Origin of the sequence: Streptomyces sp. NPDC056883 (assembly GCF_042788835.1) — a bacterium.
GTDB lineage: Bacteria > Actinomycetota > Actinomycetes > Streptomycetales > Streptomycetaceae > Streptomyces > Streptomyces stoeckheimensis.
Map to the genome: position 1 here is coordinate 240583 of NZ_JBHUBS010000014.1, position 17089 is coordinate 257671.

At 73.1% G+C, this 17089-nt stretch carries 17 protein-coding genes; 8 read left to right on the top strand and 9 right to left on the bottom strand.

From position 1 onward, the window contains the following. Positions 1–2: 2 nt before the first annotated feature. The 6 genes from ACFRU2_RS29945 to paaA all read right to left on the bottom strand — a co-directional run bounded on the left by ACFRU2_RS29945 (position 3) and on the right by paaA (position 5066). Positions 3–1154, bottom strand: a complete 1152-nt coding sequence (locus ACFRU2_RS29945; protein ID WP_382977795.1) for an acyl-CoA dehydrogenase family protein — start codon at positions 1152–1154, stop codon at positions 3–5. Between the two features lie 120 nt (positions 1155–1274). After that, positions 1275–2453 (bottom strand): 2Fe-2S iron-sulfur cluster-binding protein, encoded by a 1179-nt coding sequence (locus ACFRU2_RS29950; RefSeq protein ID WP_382977797.1) that lies wholly within the window; start codon positions 2451–2453, stop codon positions 1275–1277. Continuing rightward, positions 2454–2990, bottom strand: a complete 537-nt coding sequence (gene paaD, locus ACFRU2_RS29955) for a 1,2-phenylacetyl-CoA epoxidase subunit PaaD (RefSeq protein ID WP_382977864.1) — start codon at positions 2988–2990, stop codon at positions 2454–2456. After that, positions 2981–3727, bottom strand: a complete 747-nt coding sequence (gene paaC, locus ACFRU2_RS29960) for a 1,2-phenylacetyl-CoA epoxidase subunit PaaC (RefSeq protein ID WP_382977800.1) — start codon at positions 3725–3727, stop codon at positions 2981–2983. Before paaC ends, paaD begins: the two co-directional genes overlap by 10 nt. Further along, a complete protein-coding gene (gene paaB / locus ACFRU2_RS29965) occupies positions 3724–4008 on the bottom strand; it encodes a 1,2-phenylacetyl-CoA epoxidase subunit PaaB (protein WP_243331024.1) in 285 nt (94 codons plus the stop codon). Before paaB ends, paaC begins: the two co-directional genes overlap by 4 nt. After that, positions 4005–5066, bottom strand: coding sequence for a 1,2-phenylacetyl-CoA epoxidase subunit PaaA (paaA, locus tag ACFRU2_RS29970; protein ID WP_382977802.1), 1062 nt, complete (start codon positions 5064–5066; stop codon positions 4005–4007). Before paaA ends, paaB begins: the two co-directional genes overlap by 4 nt. A 145-nt stretch (positions 5067–5211) precedes the next feature. Here paaA and ACFRU2_RS29975 point away from each other — a divergent pair, with 145 nt between their 5' ends. The 3 genes from ACFRU2_RS29975 (at position 5212) to ACFRU2_RS29985 (ending at position 8110) form a co-directional block, all read left to right on the top strand. Beyond that, positions 5212–5910, top strand: coding sequence for a DUF5819 family protein (locus ACFRU2_RS29975; RefSeq protein WP_382977805.1), 699 nt, complete (start codon positions 5212–5214; stop codon positions 5908–5910). Then, positions 5898–7079 carry an HTTM domain-containing protein gene (locus tag ACFRU2_RS29980; RefSeq protein ID WP_382977807.1) on the top strand — a complete coding sequence of 394 codons (1182 nt, stop codon included), beginning with the start codon at positions 5898–5900 and terminating at the stop codon, positions 7077–7079. Before ACFRU2_RS29975 ends, ACFRU2_RS29980 begins: the two co-directional genes overlap by 13 nt. 269 nt (positions 7080–7348) lie before the next feature. Further along, on the top strand, positions 7349–8110 hold the full coding sequence (locus tag ACFRU2_RS29985; protein WP_382977810.1) for a TrmH family RNA methyltransferase: 762 nt from the start codon (positions 7349–7351) through the stop codon (positions 8108–8110). A gap of 3 nt (positions 8111–8113) precedes the next feature. Here ACFRU2_RS29985 and paaN read toward each other — a convergent pair whose 3' ends face one another. Further along, positions 8114–9796 (bottom strand): phenylacetic acid degradation protein PaaN, encoded by a 1683-nt coding sequence (paaN, locus tag ACFRU2_RS29990; protein WP_351371516.1) that lies wholly within the window; start codon positions 9794–9796, stop codon positions 8114–8116. 157 nt (positions 9797–9953) lie between these two features. Here paaN and ACFRU2_RS29995 point away from each other — a divergent pair, with 157 nt between their 5' ends. Further along, a complete protein-coding gene (locus ACFRU2_RS29995; RefSeq protein WP_382977813.1) occupies positions 9954–11513 on the top strand; it encodes a 3-hydroxyacyl-CoA dehydrogenase in 1560 nt (519 codons plus the stop codon). After that, on the top strand, positions 11510–12097 hold the full coding sequence (locus ACFRU2_RS30000) for a TetR/AcrR family transcriptional regulator (protein WP_274548577.1): 588 nt from the start codon (positions 11510–11512) through the stop codon (positions 12095–12097). The genes ACFRU2_RS29995 and ACFRU2_RS30000 overlap by 4 nt, the downstream gene beginning before the upstream one ends. A gap of 4 nt (positions 12098–12101) precedes the next feature. Here ACFRU2_RS30000 and ACFRU2_RS30005 read toward each other — a convergent pair whose 3' ends face one another. Together ACFRU2_RS30005 and ACFRU2_RS30010 are read right to left on the bottom strand one after the other, a co-directional pair. Next, positions 12102–12659, bottom strand: coding sequence for a MepB family protein (locus ACFRU2_RS30005; protein ID WP_382977816.1), 558 nt, complete (start codon positions 12657–12659; stop codon positions 12102–12104). Positions 12660–12663: 4 nt separating this feature from the next. After that, on the bottom strand, positions 12664–13260 hold the full coding sequence (locus tag ACFRU2_RS30010) for an Lrp/AsnC family transcriptional regulator (RefSeq protein ID WP_382977819.1): 597 nt from the start codon (positions 13258–13260) through the stop codon (positions 12664–12666). Between the two features lie 177 nt (positions 13261–13437). Here ACFRU2_RS30010 and pdhA point away from each other — a divergent pair, with 177 nt between their 5' ends. From pdhA to ACFRU2_RS30025, 3 genes are read left to right on the top strand one after another with little or no spacing between them, the layout of a single operon-like run. Beyond that, a complete protein-coding gene (pdhA, locus tag ACFRU2_RS30015; protein ID WP_382977867.1) occupies positions 13438–14589 on the top strand; it encodes a pyruvate dehydrogenase (acetyl-transferring) E1 component subunit alpha in 1152 nt (383 codons plus the stop codon). Continuing rightward, positions 14586–15599 carry an alpha-ketoacid dehydrogenase subunit beta gene (locus ACFRU2_RS30020; RefSeq protein ID WP_382977822.1) on the top strand — a complete coding sequence of 338 codons (1014 nt, stop codon included), beginning with the start codon at positions 14586–14588 and terminating at the stop codon, positions 15597–15599. The genes pdhA and ACFRU2_RS30020 overlap by 4 nt, the downstream gene beginning before the upstream one ends. Further along, entirely contained in the window at positions 15599–16972 is a 1374-nt protein-coding gene (locus tag ACFRU2_RS30025) for a dihydrolipoamide acetyltransferase family protein (protein ID WP_382977825.1), read from the top strand. Before ACFRU2_RS30020 ends, ACFRU2_RS30025 begins: the two co-directional genes overlap by 1 nt. Positions 16973–17089: the final 117 nt, after the last annotated feature.

A 17089-nucleotide genomic window follows, 5' to 3' on the forward strand; every position in this document is an offset into this window, starting at 1 on the left:
CCCTAGGCGAGGGGGTGGGCGGCCAGCAGGTCACCCAACGCCTCCTCGTGGGCTGCGGCCGGGCCGAGCTGGAGCTCCAGCTGCTTGGCCCAGGCGTGGTAGCGGTGCAGCGGGTAGTCGGTGTCGGCGCCGAAGCCTCCGTGCAGGTGCTGTGCGGTCTGCACGACGCGGCGTACGCCCTCGGAGGCCCAGATCTTGGCCACGGCCACGTCACCGGCGCTCGGCAGCGGTCCGCCCGCTCCGCCCGTGGAGGCGTCGAGCCGCCAGGCGGCCTGCCAGAGGGTGACCTCCATGGCGCGCAGGTCGATGTAGCGGTCGGCGGCCTGGACGGCGACGGCCTGGAAGCTGGCCACCGGGAAGCCGAACTGTTCGCGCTTGCTCGTGTACTGGCTGGTCATGGTGAGCACGTTCTCGCCGAGCCCCAGCGCGAGGGCGCAGGTCCCCGTGGCCAGGAGCTGGCGCAGGTGGTCCCAGGCGCCGGGCGCCTCGATCAGGTGCGCGGCCGGGACCCGTACGCCGTCGAGGGTGAGCTCGGCGAGCCGCTCCCCGCTGGTGGAGTACTGCTCCGCGAGGGACAGGCCCTCGGTGACCCGGGGGACGAACGCGAGGACCGCCTCGCCCTCCCCGGTGTGGGCCGGCACGGCGATCCAGTCGGCGCTGTGCGCCCAGGCGACGGCCGTCTGGAGGCCTTCCAGGACCCAGGTGTCCCCTTCTTGTCGTTCCCGCCGTGCGGTGACGGACAGCTCGGCCGGGTCGTGGCCGCTGCGGCCGTGCGCGGCGGCGGTGAGGACGAGGCTGCCCTGCCCGGCGCCGGGCAGCAGGGCTCCGGCCAGCTCGGGGCTGCCGTGGGCCTGGACGGCCATGGCGGTGGCGCAGTGCTCCAGGAGCGGCACCCGGGCCAGGACCCGCGCCGACTCGCGCAGGACCAGGCACAGGGCGATGGCGTCGAGTCCGGAGCCGCCGTGCTCCTCGGCCAGGACCAGGCTCAGCAGGTCGGAGTCGGCCAGCTTCGCCCACAGCTCGCGGTCGAACTCCTCGGCCACCGCCCTCGGGGTGAGTGCGGGGCTGGGCACGCCGTCGGGGGCCACGTCCGCGAACACGGCCTTGGCCGCCTCGACGGCGGCCTGCTGCTCCTCGGTGAAGGTGAAGTCCACTGCCTGTCCTCCCGCGTACCCGAATCGTGCTCGCCTGACGGTGCGTCAAGATAGAACACGTTCTGGAAATTTGACAGGGGGGCGGCAGGGGCGAGGGCGCGGGCCGCGCCGTCCCCCGGCTCAGCGGTCGAAGTCGATCTCCACTTCCTCCGACACCGGGTGCGACTGGCAGGCCAGCACGAACCCGGCCTCCGTCTCCTGCTCCTCCAGCGCGAAGTTGCGGTCCATCCGCACCTCGCCCGAGACGACGAACGCCCGGCAGGTGCCGCACACCCCGCCCTTGCAGGCGTACGGGGCGTCCGCGCGGGCCCGGAGCACCGCGTCGAGCAGGGACTCGCCGTCGCGTACCGGCCAGGTGCCCGAGCGGCCGTCGAGCCGCGCCGTGACCCGGCCGCTGGTGGTGTCGGCCGAAGCGGTGCGTGCGGGCGGGGCCGTGTCCTCGACGTGGAAGACCTCCTCGTGGACCCGGGTCCGCAGGACACCGAGCCCGGCCAGCGCCCGCTCCGCTCCCGTCACCAGACCGTACGGCCCGCACAGGAACCAGCCCGTCACCTCCGCGACCGGCAGCAGCGCGGGCAGCAGCTCCGTCAGCCGCTCCTCGCCGAGACGCCCCGAGGGCAGCCCGGCCTCCTGCTCCTCCCGGGACAGCACGGTGACGAGCTGGAACCGGTCGGGATAGCGGTCCTTGAGGTCGGCGACCTCCTCCAGGAACATCGTCGAAGCCGCGCTGCGGTCGCTGCGCACCAGGCAGAAACGGGCGTCGGGGCGGGCGGCGAGCAGGGTGGCGGCGATCGACAGCACCGGGGTGATGCCGCTGCCGCCGACGATCGCGGCGTAGTGCGCGGCGGGCGGCGCCGCCGCGGGGTCCAGGACGAAGCGGCCGGCCGGGACCATCACGTCCAGGACGTCCCCGGCGGCGATCTTCTTGTGGGCGAAGGAGGAGAACTCCCCGCCCTCTACCAGCCGCACCCCGACCCGCAGCGCGGCAGGGCCGGGGCCGTCGGCGGCCGGGGCGGGGGAGCAGATCGAGTAGGTGCGCCGCACCTCACCCTGCGCTGCGGTGCCCGCCGTGCCGGAGCCGCCGCGGCGCAGGGTGAGGTGCTGGCCGGGGGCGTGCCGGTACTCGGCGCGCAGCTCCGGCGGGACGGCCAGGGTCAGGGCCACGGAGTCCTCGGTGAGCCGGTCGACCGCCGTCACCGTCAAGGTGTGGAACGCACCGTGGCGCGCGGGGCGCGCCGACGCGGCGGCCTCCGGGCCGGCGGGCGCCACCGGCGTGGGCGACGTCGGTGACACGGCCATTTACAGCTCCTTGAAGTGGTCGAACGGTTCACGGCAGGCGATGCAGCGGCGCAGCGCCTTGCATGCGGTGGAGGAGAACCGGCTGAGCAGCTCGGTGTCGGTCGATCCGCAGTTCGGGCAGCGGACGGACAAAGTGAGCGGGACCGGTCCGCCGGCGGCGTGCGGCCGCGGCGGGGCGATGCCGAACTCCGCCAGTTTGCGGCGGCCTTCGGCGCTGATGTCGTCGGTGGACCAGGCGGGGGCCAGCACGGTCCGCACCCGGACCTCCGGTATGCCGTGGTCGGTCAGGACCCGCTCGATGTCGGCGGACATGGCCTCGATGGCCGGGCAGCCGGTGTAAGTGGGGGTCAGGGTGACCTCCACGTGGCCGTCCTCGTGCATCCGCACCCCGCGCATCACGCCGAGCTCGGCGAGGGTGAGCACGGGCAGTTCGGGGTCGGGGACGGAGCCGGCCAGCGCGGCCAGCTCCACCTCCAGCCGGGTCTGCTCGGTGCAGGCGCCGGCGGCGGCGCCCGCACCGGGGCCGGTCACCACGATGCCCCCGGGTGGCTGCGGTGCAGGTGCTGCATCTCCGCGAGCAGCCGCCCGAACGACTCGGTGTGCAGCCCCTGCCGGCCGGCTCCGGCCGCCCAGGCGCCGTGCCGCGGCCCCTGGGGCAGCTCCAGTCCGGCCCGCTCCAGTACGCCGCCCAGCGTGGCCAGCCAACGGCCTTCCAGGGCGGCCCAGTCGATCTCGTCGAGCCCGTCCACCGGCCGGAACATCTCCCCGGTGAACTTCCACAGACCGTCCAGACCGGCGCGCATCCGGCGCCGGCTCTCCTCGGTGCCGTCGCCGAGCCGCAGCGTCCACTGCTCGGCGTGGTCGCGGTGGTAGGCGGTCTCCTTGACCGCCTTGGCGGCGAGCGGCGCGAACGGGCCTTCGCCGAGCGCGAGTTCGCCGTAGAGCTCGTGCTGGTAGAGCGAGAAGTAGAGCTGGCGCGCGATGGTGTGGGCGAAGTCGCCGTTCGGCTGCTCGACCAGCTGGAGGTTGCGGAAGGACCGCTCCTCGCGGAGGTAGGCCAGCTCGTCCTCGTCGCCGGCCGTCGACAGCAGGACGCGGGCCTGGCCGAGGAGGTCGAGGGCGATGTTGGCGAGCGCGACCTCCTCCTCCAGGACGGGCGCGTGGCCCGCCCATTCGGCGAGGCGGTGCGAAAGGATCAGCGCGTCGTCGCCGAGGGCCAGCGCCGCCGCCTCGGCGGTCGTACCCGCTCCGGTGCTCGTCTCAGTGCTCGTCACAGGTGCTGCACCCCCTCGGGGATCTCGTAGAAGGTGGGGTGCCGGTACGGCTTGTCGGCGGACGGGGCGAAGAACGGGTCCCGCTCGTCCGGGGAGGAGGCGGTGATCTCCGTGGAGGGCACCACCCAGATGGAGATGCCCTCGCCGCGCCGGGTGTAGAGATCGCGGGCGTTGCGCAGGGCCATCTCCGCGTCGGGGGCGTGCAGGCTGCCCGCGTGCGTGTGCGAGAGGCCGCGCCGCGAGCGGACGAACACCTCCCACAGGGGCCAGTTCTGCGTCATACCCGAGCCTCGCTTCCGATGTCTGCCGCGGCGGCCGTGGCCGCCGCCTGCTTTTCCGCATACGCCGCGGCCGCGTCGCGCACCCAGGCGCCTTCCTCGTGCGCCGTGCGGCGCTGGCCGATCCGTTCCTCGTTGCACGGGCCGTTGCCCTTGAGGACCTCCCAGAACTCCGCCCAGTCGATGGCTCCGAAGTCGTGGTGCCCGCGCTCCTCGTTCCACTTCAGGTCCGGGTCGGGCAGGGTCAGTCCCAGCGACTCGGCCTGCGGGACGGCGATGTCCACGAAGCGCTGGCGCAGGTCGTCATTGGTGTGGCGCTTGATCCGCCAGGCCATCGACTGCGCGGAGTGCCCCGACTCGGCGTCCGGCGGGCCGAACATCATCAGCGAGGGCCACCACCAGCGGTTCACGGCGTCCTGCGCCATCGCGTGCTGGGCCTCGGTGCCCCGGGAGAGGGCGAGGAGGAGCTCGTACCCCTGGCGCTGGTGGAAGGACTCCTCCTTGCAGATCCGGACCATGGCCCGCGCGTAGGGCCCGTAGGAGCAGCGGCAGATCGGGACCTGGTTGGTGATCGCCGCGCCGTCCACGAGCCAGCCGATGGCGCCGACGTCGGCCCAGGTCAGCGTGGGGTAGTTGAAGATCGAGGAGTACTTCTGCTTCCCGGCGTGGAGCTTGTCGAGGAGCTCGTCGCGGCTGGTGCCCAGGGTCTCGGCGGCGCTGTACAGGTACAGCCCGTGGCCGGCCTCGTCCTGGACCTTCGCCATCAGGATCGCCTTGCGGCGCAGCGAGGGCGCGCGGGTGATCCAGTTCGCCTCGGGCTGCATGCCGATGATCTCGGAGTGGGCGTGCTGGGCCATCTGACGGACCAGGGTGGCGCGGTACTCGTCGGGCATCCAGTCGCGCGGCTCCACCCGCTCGTCGGCCGCCACGGCCGCGTCGAAGGCCGCCGCGAGCTGCGCACCGAGGTCGGCGGTCACGCCGATCCCCGCGTCCTGCAGGGCGTCCTGCTGCGCGTCCCGCCCCCCGGTCCCCGATGTCACTGCCGGGGTCACTGCCACCATCACGGCCCCCTGTCAGAGGTCTGTTCCCGCCTCGTCCCGCCCGACCGACCGATCGTTCGGTTCATGCTCTTCAATGGTGGGACGAGGGCCCGTAGGGTGTCAACCTCTGTGGTCAACCCTGTGGACACCGGATGATCGGGGCGGGATGGATTCGAACGAGCGCGAGCCCCTCGAAGCGGCGGCTCCACCCCCGTCCAGAGCCCCCGGAATCGCCGGCCTGTCCACGCCGTACCGGGTCGTCACGGCCCTCGCCCTCGGCGCGGTGGCGGTGGCCGCCTGCGGGCACCTGGCCCTCGTCTTCCTGCACGTGGCCCCGTCCAACACGGTCAGCAAGCGGCACGCCCGCACGATCGACGGCTGGATCTACCCCGAGTTCGAACAGAACTGGAAGCTCTTCGCCCCGAACCCGCTCCAGCAGAACATCGCGGTGGAGGTGCGCGCGGAGGTGCGCACGGACGACGGACAGCTGGTGACGGGAAACTGGCGCGGGCTGTCCGCCGAGGACGGCGCGGCCATCCGCCACAGCCTGCTGCCGAGCCACACCGAGCAGAACGAGCTCCGCCGGGCCTGGGACTTCTTCACCGGCTCCCACGACGACGACAACAAGTCCACCGGCGATCGCGGCGCACTGGCCGAGGAATACCTGCGCCGGATCGCCCTGGACCGGCTGGACCCGCGCACGCCGGCCGATACGTCCGTGGGCAAGGGCGGGCACCTGGCGGAGGGCCGGATCGTGCGGATCCAGCTGCGCGGGGCGACGACGGAGGTCGCCGCACCCGAGTGGTCCGACGAGAAGGCCGACACCCAGACGTACTACCGGGAGCTGCCGTGGTGGACGGTCTGAGGGGGCTCAAGGCCTCCGCCGGACGGGCGCTGGCCCGGGTCAGCGGGCAGGCGCTGGGTCCGTACCAGAGCGCCGTGGTCCGCATCGGCTTCGCCGGCACCTGGCTGTTCTTCCTGCTGCGGGAGTTTCCCCACCGCCACGAGATGTACGGGCCGGACGGCCCGTGGAGCTGGGACCTGGCGCGGCAGCTGATCGACTCGAACCGTGCCTTCACGGTGCTGATGTGGTCGGACTCGGCGCTCTGGTTCGAGATCGTCTACGCCGTGGCCGTGCTCTCGTCCGCCCTGCTGATGATGGGCTGGCGCACCCGGGCGACCTCCGTGGTGTTCATGGTCGGCGTGCTGTCCCTGCAGAACCGCAGCGTCTTCATGGGCGACGGCGGGGACAACGTCATCCACCTGATGGCGATCTACCTCGTGCTGACCCGGTGCGCGCAGGTGTGGTCGCTGGACGCCCGCCGCGCCCGCCGGCTCGGCGCGGCCTCGGCCGGGCGGGCGGGGCCGGTGCTGTGGGTCGTGCTCGGCGCGGTCTTCGCGTACGGGGCCGCGACCGGGCGGTTCAGCACCGGCTGGCTGGTGGTCTTCACGGCCCTGTGGGTGCTCGCCGCGCTGTGGTGGATGGTCGACCGCTACGAGCCGGAGGGGGAGGGGCGGGCCGTCCTCGACGTCCTGGCCAACCTGCTGCACAACGCCGGAATGCTGGTGATCATGGTGGAGGTCTGCCTGATCTACGCGACGGCCGGGTGGTACAAGATCCAGGGTTCGCGGTGGCAGGACGGCACGGCGCTGTACTACCCGCTGAACCTGGACTACTTCACCCCGTGGCCCGGGGTCTCGGCCTTCCTCGGGAGCAGCGGCACGCTGGTCATGCTGCTGTCCTACGGGACGGTCGCGGTCCAGGTGGCCTTCCCGTTCACCCTGTTCAACCGGCGGATCAAGAACGTGCTGCTGGCGCTGATGATGCTGGAGCACGCCGGGATCGCCGTGCTGCTGGGGCTGCCGTTCTTCTCGATGGCGATGATCGCCGCCGATGCGGTGTTCCTGCCGACCGGGTTTCTCGTCTGGCTCGGTGCGCGGGTCGCCGCACGGCGGTCCGTGCCGGACCGGGAGCCGGGTCCGGAGCCGTACGCGGATCCCGAGCCTGCGCTGCCCAGCCCCGTCCCGCGCTGAGGCCCGGCGGCCCTGCGGGGCGTCCCCTACCCGCCCTTCCACCGTTCCCCGGGCTCCGCCCGGACCCTTTGCCGCGTGCGGCGCCGTTCCCGGGGGCCAGCCCCCGGACCCCCGCTCCTCAAACGCCGGAGGGGCTGGAGGTGGCTGACGCCAGCGAAAATCCAGCCCCTCCGGCGTTTGAGGAGCGGGGTCTGGGGCGGAGCCCCAGGGAACGGTGGAAGGGCGGGTAGGGGAAGGAGCCGGTGCTGAGGGGACCGTACGCTCGGCGTATGAGTGAGTACGGGAGTCCCGAGGAGATCGCACGGCAGTGGCAGGAGGCTGCCGCGCGGGAGGATCTCGTGCTCCTCGACGGGTTCCACGCGCTGAAGCACGCCCTGCGGTTCGGGGCGGATGTGCGCATCGCGGTCGCCGATGAACCGGAAGCCGTACGGGGCCTCGCGCACGAGCTGGCCGAGGACGTGGAGGCGGACGTGGCCCGGCTGGTGCGGCGGGCACCGCTCAAGGGGCTGCTGCCGCGGGTGCACCCCACCGGGGTGGCGGCCCTCGCGGTCCGGCCCGGCCGGGCCGAGGGGCGGGCCCGGCTCGACGCACGGCCCAGGACGGCCCCGATCGTGCTCCTCGACAACCCCCGCAACCTGGGCAACGTCGGCGCCGTCGTCCGGCTCGCCGCCGGCTTCGGCGCCACCGGCGTGGTCACCCGGGGGGATCTGGACCCCTGGCACCCCAATGTGGTCCGGGCGGGCGCGGGTCTGCACTACGCCACGACCGTGGACCGGGTGGAGCTCGACACGCTGCCGCCCGGCCCGCTGTACGCCCTCGACCCGGAGGGCGAGGACATCCGCGCCCTCACCCTCCCGGACGAGGCCCTGCTCGCCTTCGGCTCCGAACGCCACGGGATCTCGCCCGAGCTGCGCGCCCGCGCCGATCACCTGGTGTCCCTGCCGATGCGGCCGCAGGTCTCCAGCTACAACCTGGCCACCAGCGTGGCCATGGCCCTCTTCCACTGGGGCGGGCCGAAGGGGACCGTCTAGGGATCAGCCCTGGCGGCGGACCTCCACCACGCGGAAGCGGTTCGACACGAACGCCCCGTCGCACAGCGCGGCGTTCGCCGCCGGGTTGCCGCCGGAGCCGTGGAAGTCGGAGAAGGCCGCGGTCTGGTTCACGTAGACCCCGCCCGTCAGGTTCAGCGAGAGCTGCGCCGACTCCTCCAGGCAGACCTCCTCGATGGCCCGCTCGGTGTCCGCGGACGTGGTGTACGCCCCGACCGTCATGGCGCCCTTCTCGCGGACGGTGCGCCGCAGCAGGTCGAGGGCGCCCTGCGTGGAGTCGACCGCCACCGCGAAGGAGATCGGGCCGAAGGACTCCGAGAGGTAGGGGGCGGAGTCGTCGGGCTTGGCCGAGTCCAGCTTGACCATCACCGGCGTGCGCACGACCGCGCCCGGGAAGTCGGGGTGCGTCACCTCGCGCGAGGCGAGCGCGACCTCGCCGAGCCCGGCCGCGGCCTCCAGGCGGGCCTTCACGTCCGGGTTGACCAGCGCGCCCAGCAGGGCGTTGGCCCGGGCGTCGTCGCCGAGCAGGCCGCCGACCGCGCCCGCGAGGTCCGAGACGACCTCGTCGTAGGACTTGTGCCCGGCGTCCGTCTCGATGCCGTCGCGCGGGATCAGCAGGTTCTGCGGGGTGGTGCACATCTGGCCGCTGTAGAGGGAGAGGGAGAAGGCCAGGTTGGACAGCATGCCCTTGTAGTTGTCGGTGGAGTCCAGGACGACGGTGTTGACGCCGGCCTTCTCCGTGTAGACCTGCGCCTGGCGGGCGTTGACCTCGAGCCAGTCGCCGAACTCGGTGGACCCGGTGTAGTCGATGACCTTGATCTCGGGCCGGACGGCGAGCTCCTTGGCGATGCCCTCGCCCGGGCGCTCCACGGCCAGCGCGACCAGGTTCGGGTCGAAGCCGGCGTCGCCGAGGACCTCGCGGGCCACCTGGACGGTCAGCGCCAGCGGGAGGACGGCGCGCGGGTGCGGCTTGACCAGCACCGGGTTGCCCGTGGCGAGGGAGGCGAAGATGCCCGGGTACCCGTTCCAGGTGGGGAAGGTGTTGCAGCCGATCATCAGGGAGATGCCCCGCGGGACGGCCGTGAAGGTCTTGCCGAGCTCGAGCGGGTCCTTCTTGCCCTGCGGCTTCGACCAGTCGGCCTGCCCCGGGACGCGGGTCTGCTCCTCGTAGGCGTAGGCCACCGCCTCCAGGCCGCGGTCCTGTGCGTGCGGGCCGCCCGCCTGGAACGCCATCATGAAGGCCTGGCCGCTGGTGTGCATGACGGCGTGCGCGAACTCGTGCGTCCGCGCCGAGATCCGGGCCAGGATCTCGATGCAGACCAGGGCGCGCACCTCGGGCCCGGCGTCCCGCCAGGCGCCCATGCCGGCCCGCATCGCGGGCAGCAGCACCTCCGGGTCCACGTGCGGGTACTCGACGCCGAGCTCCACTCCGTACGGGGAGGTCTCCGCGCCCGTCCAGCCGTCGGTCCCGGGCTGCCCGAGGTCGAGCCGGGTGCCGCGCAGCGCCTCGAAGGCGGCGAGGCCGTCGGCCGGCGCGGTCTCGCCGTACGCCTTGGGGTGCTCGGGGTGCGGGGACCAGTAGGCGCGGCTGCGGATGGTGGCCAGCGCCTGGTCCAGGGTGGGCCGGTGCTTGGCGGACAGCTGGGGGACGGTGAGCTCGGCGGCCATCAGGGACCAACTCCTCTTTGAGCCGGGCGGGATCAGGCGATCGGGGCAGGCAAGAAGGGATGAACAAGAGCAGACTGGAGTTAGAGTAACCGAACGATCGGTCGGGACAAGAGGGCCCGGCAGACCTGTGGACAAGTCGGTGCGGGAGGATCTGGGCATGACAGCAATCGAGCGGTCCCGCACAGTGGCGGTCGTCGGAGCCGGCACCATGGGGCAGGGCATCGCCCAAGTCGCCCTCCTCGCAGGTCACCGCGTGCTGATCTACGACATCAACGCCCCGCTCGCCGCCGACGCGGTCGGATTCGTCCAGGACCGGGTCGAGCGGATGGCCGCCAAGGGCCGCCTGGACCGCGCCGAGTCCGAGGACGCGATCGGCCGGATCGCATCGGCGGTCGGGCTGCCGGAGCTGGCCGGCGCCGCCCTCGTGGTGGAGGCGGTCGTCGAGGACGTCACCGTCAAGCGGGCGCTCTTCGCGGCGCTCGAAGAGGTGGTTTCACCGGAGGCGCTGCTGGCCACCAACACCTCCTCCCTCTCGGTCACCGAGCTCGCCGCCGGGCTCGCGCACCCCGGCCGCTTCCTGGGCCTGCACTTCTTCAACCCGGCCCCGCTGCTCCCGCTGGTCGAGGTGGTCTCCGGGTTCGCGACGGACCCGGCCGCCGCCGACCGCGCGTACGCCACCGTGCTGGGCTGGGGGAAGACGCCGGTGCGCTGCGCCGACACCCCGGGCTTCATCGTCAACCGGATCGCCCGGCCCTTCTACGCCGAGGCCTTCGCGGTGTACGAGGAGCAGGGCGCCGACCCGGCGACCATCGACGCCGTGCTCCGCGAGAGCGGCGGCTTCAAGATGGGCCCCTTCGCGCTGACCGACCTGATCGGCCAGGACGTCAACGAGGCCGTCACCCGCTCGGTGTGGGAGTCCTTCTTCCGCAGCCCCAAGTTCACCCCTTCCCTCGCGCAGCGGCGGCTGGTCCAGTCGGGCCGCCTCGGGCGGAAGTCGGGCCACGGCTGGTACCCGTACGGCCCGGACGCGAAGGCCCCGGCCCCGCACACCGCGGGCCCCGAGGAGGCACCCGCGAAGGTGACCGTCGTCGGTGACCTCGGACCGGCGGCCGGCCTCCTCGACCTCCTGGAGGAGGCGGGGATCGAGGTCGTGGACGTCGAGCACGGGGGCCCGTACATCCAGCTGCCCGGCGAGGGCCAGCTCGTGCTCGCCGACGGCAAGACGGCGATCGAGTTCGCCGACGTCGTCTACTTCGACCTCGCCTTCGACTACCGCGACGCCACCCGGATCGCGCTCTCCGTCAGTGAGGACACGAGCGAGCGGACGCTCGCGGAGGCCGTCGGGCTGTTCCAGAAGCTCGGCAAGAAGGTCTCCGTCATCGGCGACGTCCCGGGCATGATCGTCGCCCGGACGGTCGCGATGCTGATCGACCTCACGGCCGACGCCGTCGCGCGCGGGGTGGCGGGCGCCGAGGACATCGACACGGCGATGCGGCTCGGGGTCAACTACCCGGCGGGCCCCTCCGAATGGCACGACCGGCTCGGCCGTGACTGGGCGTACGACCTGCTGCACCACCTCGACGAGCGCTGCCCCGGCGGCCGGTACGCGCCCTCGCTGGCGCTGTACAAGCTCGGCTACGCGGCGGGCGACGAGGACGAGGCCGCGGAGGCGGACGCGGACGACGAGGCGGGCGACGAGGCGGGGGAGACGGAATGACCACGGCCAAGCGGGACACGTACACGCCCGAGACGCTCCTGTCCGTCGCCGTCCAGGTCTTCAACGAGCGCGGCTACGACGGCACCTCGATGGAGCACCTCTCCAAGGCGGCCGGCATCTCGAAGTCCTCGATCTACCACCACGTCGCCGGCAAGGAGGAGCTGCTCCACCGCGCCGTCAGCCGGGCCCTGGACGAGCTCTTCGCGGTCCTGGCGGAGCCGGGGGCGATACGCGGCCGCGCGGTCGAACGCGTCGAGTACGTCACGCGCCGCACGGTCGAGGTCCTCGTCGCGGAGCTCCCCTACGTCACCCTGCTGCTGCGGGTCCGGGGCAACACCCGCACCGAGCGCTGGGCCCTGGAGCGCCGCCGCGAGTTCGACCACCAGGTCGCGGAACTGCTGAAGGCCGCCGCCGCCGAGGGCGACCTGCGGGCGGACGTGGACATCCGCCTCGCCACCCGCCTCCTCTTCGGCATGGTCAACTCCCTGGTCGAGTGGTACCGCCCGCACCCGGGCACCACCCCCGACCAGCTCGCGGACGCGGTGGTCAGCATGGCCCTGGACGGGCTGCGCACGCAGCGCTGAGCCGCTACGCCCCGCCGATGGCCCGGGGGCGGTAGAGCGCGCGGGCGCGGGCCAGGGCGCCGGGCCCGGCCAAGGGCAGGGGCAGGAAGTGGTCGAGCTGCCACGCCTGGGCGGCGGAGGCCTGCCGGTTGGGGGCGGCCACCCAGGGCGGGTAGACGCGGAACGCTCTTTTCCCGCCGGACCCGTGTGCCGATACGACACCGTTGCGGTGCAGCGCGTCCATGGAGAAGACGAACTGGCCGGTGCGGTCGCCGTCGCGGTCGCCGTCGCCGCCGTCGTCGCGGGCGGCGACGACGAAGAGGTCGACCGGGTCGGCCGTGTCGAAGGGCCGGATGGGCCCGCCCGGGGACCGCTGCCACAGCGTGACGAATTGGCCGGCCTTGGTGGGGGTCGTCCTGGCTGCGCGGAACCGGACGCCGAGCCCGTCGAGGGTGAAGGCGTGGGCGGCGTACCCGGCGCTCTCGGCCTCGGGGACCGGCGCCGAGCAGGTGAACCCGCAGGGGTCGTAGACGAGCTCCTTCGCCGCGAGGAGATCCGGGTGCGGGCCGGGGGTCCGGGCCATGCGGCTAGTCCTCGCTGATCGTCGGGCCGGCGGTCTGGTCGCGGGCCAGGAGGTCCGTTTCCTCGAAGACCAGCAGGGTGCGCGTGGAGAGGACCTCCGGGATGGACTGGAGGCGGGTCAGGACCAGTTCGCGCAGGGTGCGGTTGTCCGGGGTGTGGACCAGGAGCAGGACGTCGAAATCGCCGCTGACCAGGGCGATGTGGGCGGCGCCGGGCAGCTCGCGGAGCTGTTCGCGGACCGTGCGCCAGGAGTTCTGGACGATCTTCAGGGTGATATAGGCGGAGGCTCCCTGACCTGCGCGTTCGTGGTTGACGCGGGCGGTGAAGCCGCGGATCACCCCGTCGTCGATGAGCCGGTTGATCCGGGCGTAGGCATTGGCCCGCGACACGTGGACCTGTTCGGCGACGGAGCGTATCGAGGCGCGGCCGTCCGCCTGGAGCAGGCGCACGATCGACCGGTCGATCGGGTCCAGCGGGCGCGGCGGGAGTGGTGGCGGCGGCGTCGGTCCGGGGGATACCGGCGGTACGGGCGCGCCCCCGAGTGCGCCCCCCGCCGCGGGAGCCGCCCCGGAACCCGCTCCGGCCATTTGTTCATCCGTCATCGCCCGATGCCTGCCTCTCCTGGACGTCCTGCACCCATACCAGGGCGTCGGCGCCACTTTGTCCACAGCCTGGCGCCGCCTGTAGCCAAATTGCCGGGACAACCGAACAATCGGTAGGTGAGGGGCCTCACACCCGAGGCCTCCCTGCCCGCTTCCCACGAGGAGGTGTACGCCGCCATGACGGTCCAAGAGCTGCCCGGTGCCGGTGCGTCCCACCGCTCCACCCCGCCGCCCGCCTGGAGGCCCCGTACGGATGCCGCCCCGCTGCTCCCGGACCCCGAGCCGTACCGGGTGCTGGGCACCCCGGCCGCCGACCGGCTCGACCCCGAGCTGATGCGCCGGTGCTACGCCGAGCTGGTGCGCGGCCGCCGCTACAACGCCCAGGCCACCGCCCTCACCCGGCAGGGCCGTCTGGCCGTATATCCCTCCACCGTCGGCCAGGAAGCGTGCGAGATCGCCGCAGCACTGGTCCTGGAGGAGCAGGACTGGCTCTTCCCGAGCTACCGCGACACCCTCGCGGCCGTGGCGCGCGGACTGGATCCCGTAGAGGCGCTGACGCTGCTGCGCGGCGACTGGCACACCGGGTACGACCCGCGCGAGCGCCGGATAGCCCCCCTCTCGACGCCCCTCGCCACCCAGCTGCCGCACGCGGTCGGCCTGGCGCACGCCGCCCGGCTGCGCGGTGACGACGTGGTCGCCCTCGCCATGGTCGGCGACGGCGGCACCAGCGAGGGCGACTTCCACGAGGCCATGAACTTCGCCGCCGTCTGGCAGGCACCGGTCGTCTTCCTCGTGCAGAACAACGGCTTCGCGATCTCCGTCCCGCTCGCCAAGCAGACCGCCGCCCCGACCCTGGCCCACAAGGCCGTGGGGTACGGGATGCCCGGCCGCCTCGTCGACGGCAACGACATCGCCGCCATGCACGAGGTGCTGTCCGAAGCGGTCCGGCGGGCCCGGTCCGGCGGCGGACCGACCATGATCGAAGCGGTCACGTACCGCATCGAGGCCCACACCAACGCCGACGACGCCACCCGCTACCGGGGCGACGCCGAGGTGGAGGCGTGGAAGGCGCACGACCCGATCGAGCTCCTGGAGCGAGAGCTGACCGCGCGCGGCCTGCTGGACGAGGCGGGCATCCAGGACGCCAAGGACGCGGCCGAGGCGATGGCGGCGGCACTGAGGGACGGGATGAACGCGGAACCCGTGATCGACCCGATGGACCTCTTCGCCCACGTCTACGCGGAGCAGACCGGCCGGCTGCGCGAACAGGCGGCCATGCTCCGTGCCGAGCTGGACGCGGCCGAGCACGAAGAGGGGAACGGATCATGACCACGGTGGCGGTGAAGCCCGCGATCACCAAGCCGGCGACCATGGCCCAGGCCCTGAACCGGGCGATGCGCGACGCGATGGCCGAGGACCCGGCCGTCCACGTCATGGGCGAGGACGTCGGAGCGCTCGGCGGGGTCTTCCGCATCACGGACGGCCTCGCGAAGGAGTTCGGCGAGGACCGCTGTACCGACACCCCGCTCGCCGAGGCCGGCATACTCGGCGCGGCCGTCGGCATGGCCATGTACGGGCTGCGGCCGGTCGTGGAGATGCAGTTCGACGCCTTCGCGTACCCGGCCTTCGAGCAGCTGATCTCGCACGTGGCGAAGATGCGCAACCGCACGCGGGGCGCGATGCCGCTGCCGATCACCATCCGGGTGCCGTACGGCGGCGGGATCGGCGGGGTGGAGCACCACTGCGACTCCTCCGAGACGTACTACGTGGCCACGCCCGGGCTCACCGTCGTGACCCCGGCGACCGTCGAGGACGCGTACGGACTGCTGCGCGCCTCGATAGCCAGCGACGACCCGGTGATCTTCCTGGAGCCGAAGCGGCTGTACTGGTCCAAGGCCGACTGGTCGCCCGAGGCGCCCGCGGCGGTCCCCGGGATCGGCAAGGCGCTCGTCCGGCGGACCGGCACGAGCGCGACCCTGATCACCTACGGGCCCTCGCTGCCGGTGTGCATGGAGGCGGCCGAGGCGGCCCGCGAGGAGGGCTGGGACCTGGAGGTCGTGGACCTCCGCTCGCTGGTCCCCTTCGACGAGGAGACCGTCGTGGCCTCCGTACGCCGGACCGGGCGCGCGGTGGTGGTCCACGAGTCCGGCGGCTTCGGCGGACCGGGCGCGGAGATAGCCGCCCGGATCACGGAGCGGTGCTTCCACCACCTGGAGGCGCCCGTGCTGCGCGTCACCGGCTTCGACATCCCGTATCCGCCGCCGATGCTGGAGAAGCACCACCTGCCCGGCGTGGACCGGATCCTGGACACCGTGGCCCGTCTGCAGTGGGAGAACTGATGCCGCAGGTCATGGAGTTCAAGCTGCCGGACCTGGGAGAAGGGCTGACCGAGGCGGAGATCGTCCGCTGGCTGGTGGCGGTCGGCGACGTCGTCGCCATCGACCAGCCCGTCGTCGAGGTCGAGACGGCCAAGGCGATGGTCGAGGTGCCCTGCCCGTACGGGGGCGTGGTCACCGCCCGGTTCGGCGAGGAGGGCACCGAACTGCCCGTCGGCGCCCCGCTGATCACCGTGGCCGTGGGCGCGCAGTGCGCGCCGGCCGATGCCGGCGCCCCCGCCGGGCCCCAGGACGCCGCCGACTCCGCGAACGCGCCCCGGCCCTTGATCGGTTACGGCTCGGACGATTCACGTCCGGCGCGTCGGAGGCGGGTGCGACCCGGCTCCGCCGCGCCGGGGGCGGCACCCGCGGCTCCGGCTCCGGCCGCCGTCGCGGTGGTCACGGCACCTGCCGTCACGGCACCGGCGGCCACCGCACCGGCCGTCGTCGCCGGGCCGGTGCCGGTCATCTCGCCGCTGGTGCGCAAGCTGGCGCGGGACCACGGGGTGGACCTGCGCGCCCTGCGCGGATCGGGGCCCGAGGGCCTGATCCTGCGCGCGGACGTCGAGGAGGCGCTGCGCGCACCGGCGCAGGCTCCGGTGACCCCCGCCGTTGCGCCCGCGCCCGCTGCCGCCGCCGCGCCGGCGGGTGCCACGCGGATCCCCCTCAAGGGGGTGCGCGGGGCGGTCGCGGACAAGCTGTCGCGCAGCCGGCGCGAGATCCCGGACGCCACCTGCTGGGTCGACGCGGACGCCACCGAGCTGATGGCTGCCCGGGCGGCGATGAACGCCGCGGGCGGCCCGAAGATCTCCGTGCTCGCGTTGCTCGCCCGGATCTGCACGGCTGCGCTGGCCCGCCACCCGGAGCTCAACTCCACGGTGGACCTCGCGGCGAACGAGATCGTCCGGCTGCCCGCCGTGCACCTGGGCTTCGCCGCGCAGACCGAGCGGGGCCTGATGGTTCCGGTGGTCCGGGACGCACAGACGCGCAGTGCGGAGTCGCTGTCGGCGGAGTTCGCACGGCTCACGGAGCTGGCCCGGGCGGGGAAGCTGGCGCCGGCCGATCTCACCGGAGGCACCTTCACCCTGAACAACTACGGGGTGTTCGGGGTCGACGGCTCCACGCCGATCATCAACCACCCCGAGGCGGCGATGCTCGGTGTGGGGCGGATCATTCCGAAGCCGTGGGTGTATCAGGGGGAGTTGGCGGTCCGGAAGGTCGTTCAGCTGTCGCTGACGTTCGACCACCGGGTGTGTGACGGCGGGACCGCGGGCGGCTTCCTCCGGTACGTCGCCGACTGCGTCGAGTCCCCCTCGGTCCTGCTGCGCAGCCTGTAGCCCCGCGAGGGTGGGCCGCCCTGCGGGGCGAAGTCCCCTACCCGCCCTTCGCCCGTTCCCCGGGGCTGCGCCCCGGACCCCCTGGGGCTCCGCCCCAGACCCCGCGCCTCAAACGCC

Bases quoted from the DNA above. Each gene is read 5' to 3' on its own strand.
- ACFRU2_RS29950 (WP_382977797.1), bottom strand. From the start codon at position 2,453: ATGGCCGTGTCACCGACGTCGCCCACGCCGGTGGCGCCCGCCGGCCCG.
- paaB (WP_243331024.1), bottom strand. From the start codon at position 4,008: ATGACGCAGAACTGGCCCCTGTGGGAGGTGTTCGTCCGCTCGCGGCGC.
- paaA (WP_382977802.1), bottom strand. From the start codon at position 5,066: ATGGTGGCAGTGACCCCGGCAGTGACATCGGGGACCGGGGGGCGGGAC.
- ACFRU2_RS29975 (WP_382977805.1), top strand. From the start codon at position 5,212: ATGGATTCGAACGAGCGCGAGCCCCTCGAAGCGGCGGCTCCACCCCCG.
- ACFRU2_RS29985 (WP_382977810.1), top strand. From the start codon at position 7,349: ATGAGTGAGTACGGGAGTCCCGAGGAGATCGCACGGCAGTGGCAGGAG.
- paaN (WP_351371516.1), bottom strand. From the start codon at position 9,796: ATGGCCGCCGAGCTCACCGTCCCCCAGCTGTCCGCCAAGCACCGGCCC.
- ACFRU2_RS29995 (WP_382977813.1), top strand. From the start codon at position 9,954: ATGACAGCAATCGAGCGGTCCCGCACAGTGGCGGTCGTCGGAGCCGGC.
- ACFRU2_RS30000 (WP_274548577.1), top strand. From the start codon at position 11,510: ATGACCACGGCCAAGCGGGACACGTACACGCCCGAGACGCTCCTGTCC.
- ACFRU2_RS30005 (WP_382977816.1), bottom strand. From the start codon at position 12,659: ATGGCCCGGACCCCCGGCCCGCACCCGGATCTCCTCGCGGCGAAGGAG.
- ACFRU2_RS30010 (WP_382977819.1), bottom strand. From the start codon at position 13,260: ATGACGGATGAACAAATGGCCGGAGCGGGTTCCGGGGCGGCTCCCGCG.
- pdhA (WP_382977867.1), top strand. From the start codon at position 13,438: ATGACGGTCCAAGAGCTGCCCGGTGCCGGTGCGTCCCACCGCTCCACC.
- ACFRU2_RS30020 (WP_382977822.1), top strand. From the start codon at position 14,586: ATGACCACGGTGGCGGTGAAGCCCGCGATCACCAAGCCGGCGACCATG.
- ACFRU2_RS30025 (WP_382977825.1), top strand. From the start codon at position 15,599: ATGCCGCAGGTCATGGAGTTCAAGCTGCCGGACCTGGGAGAAGGGCTG.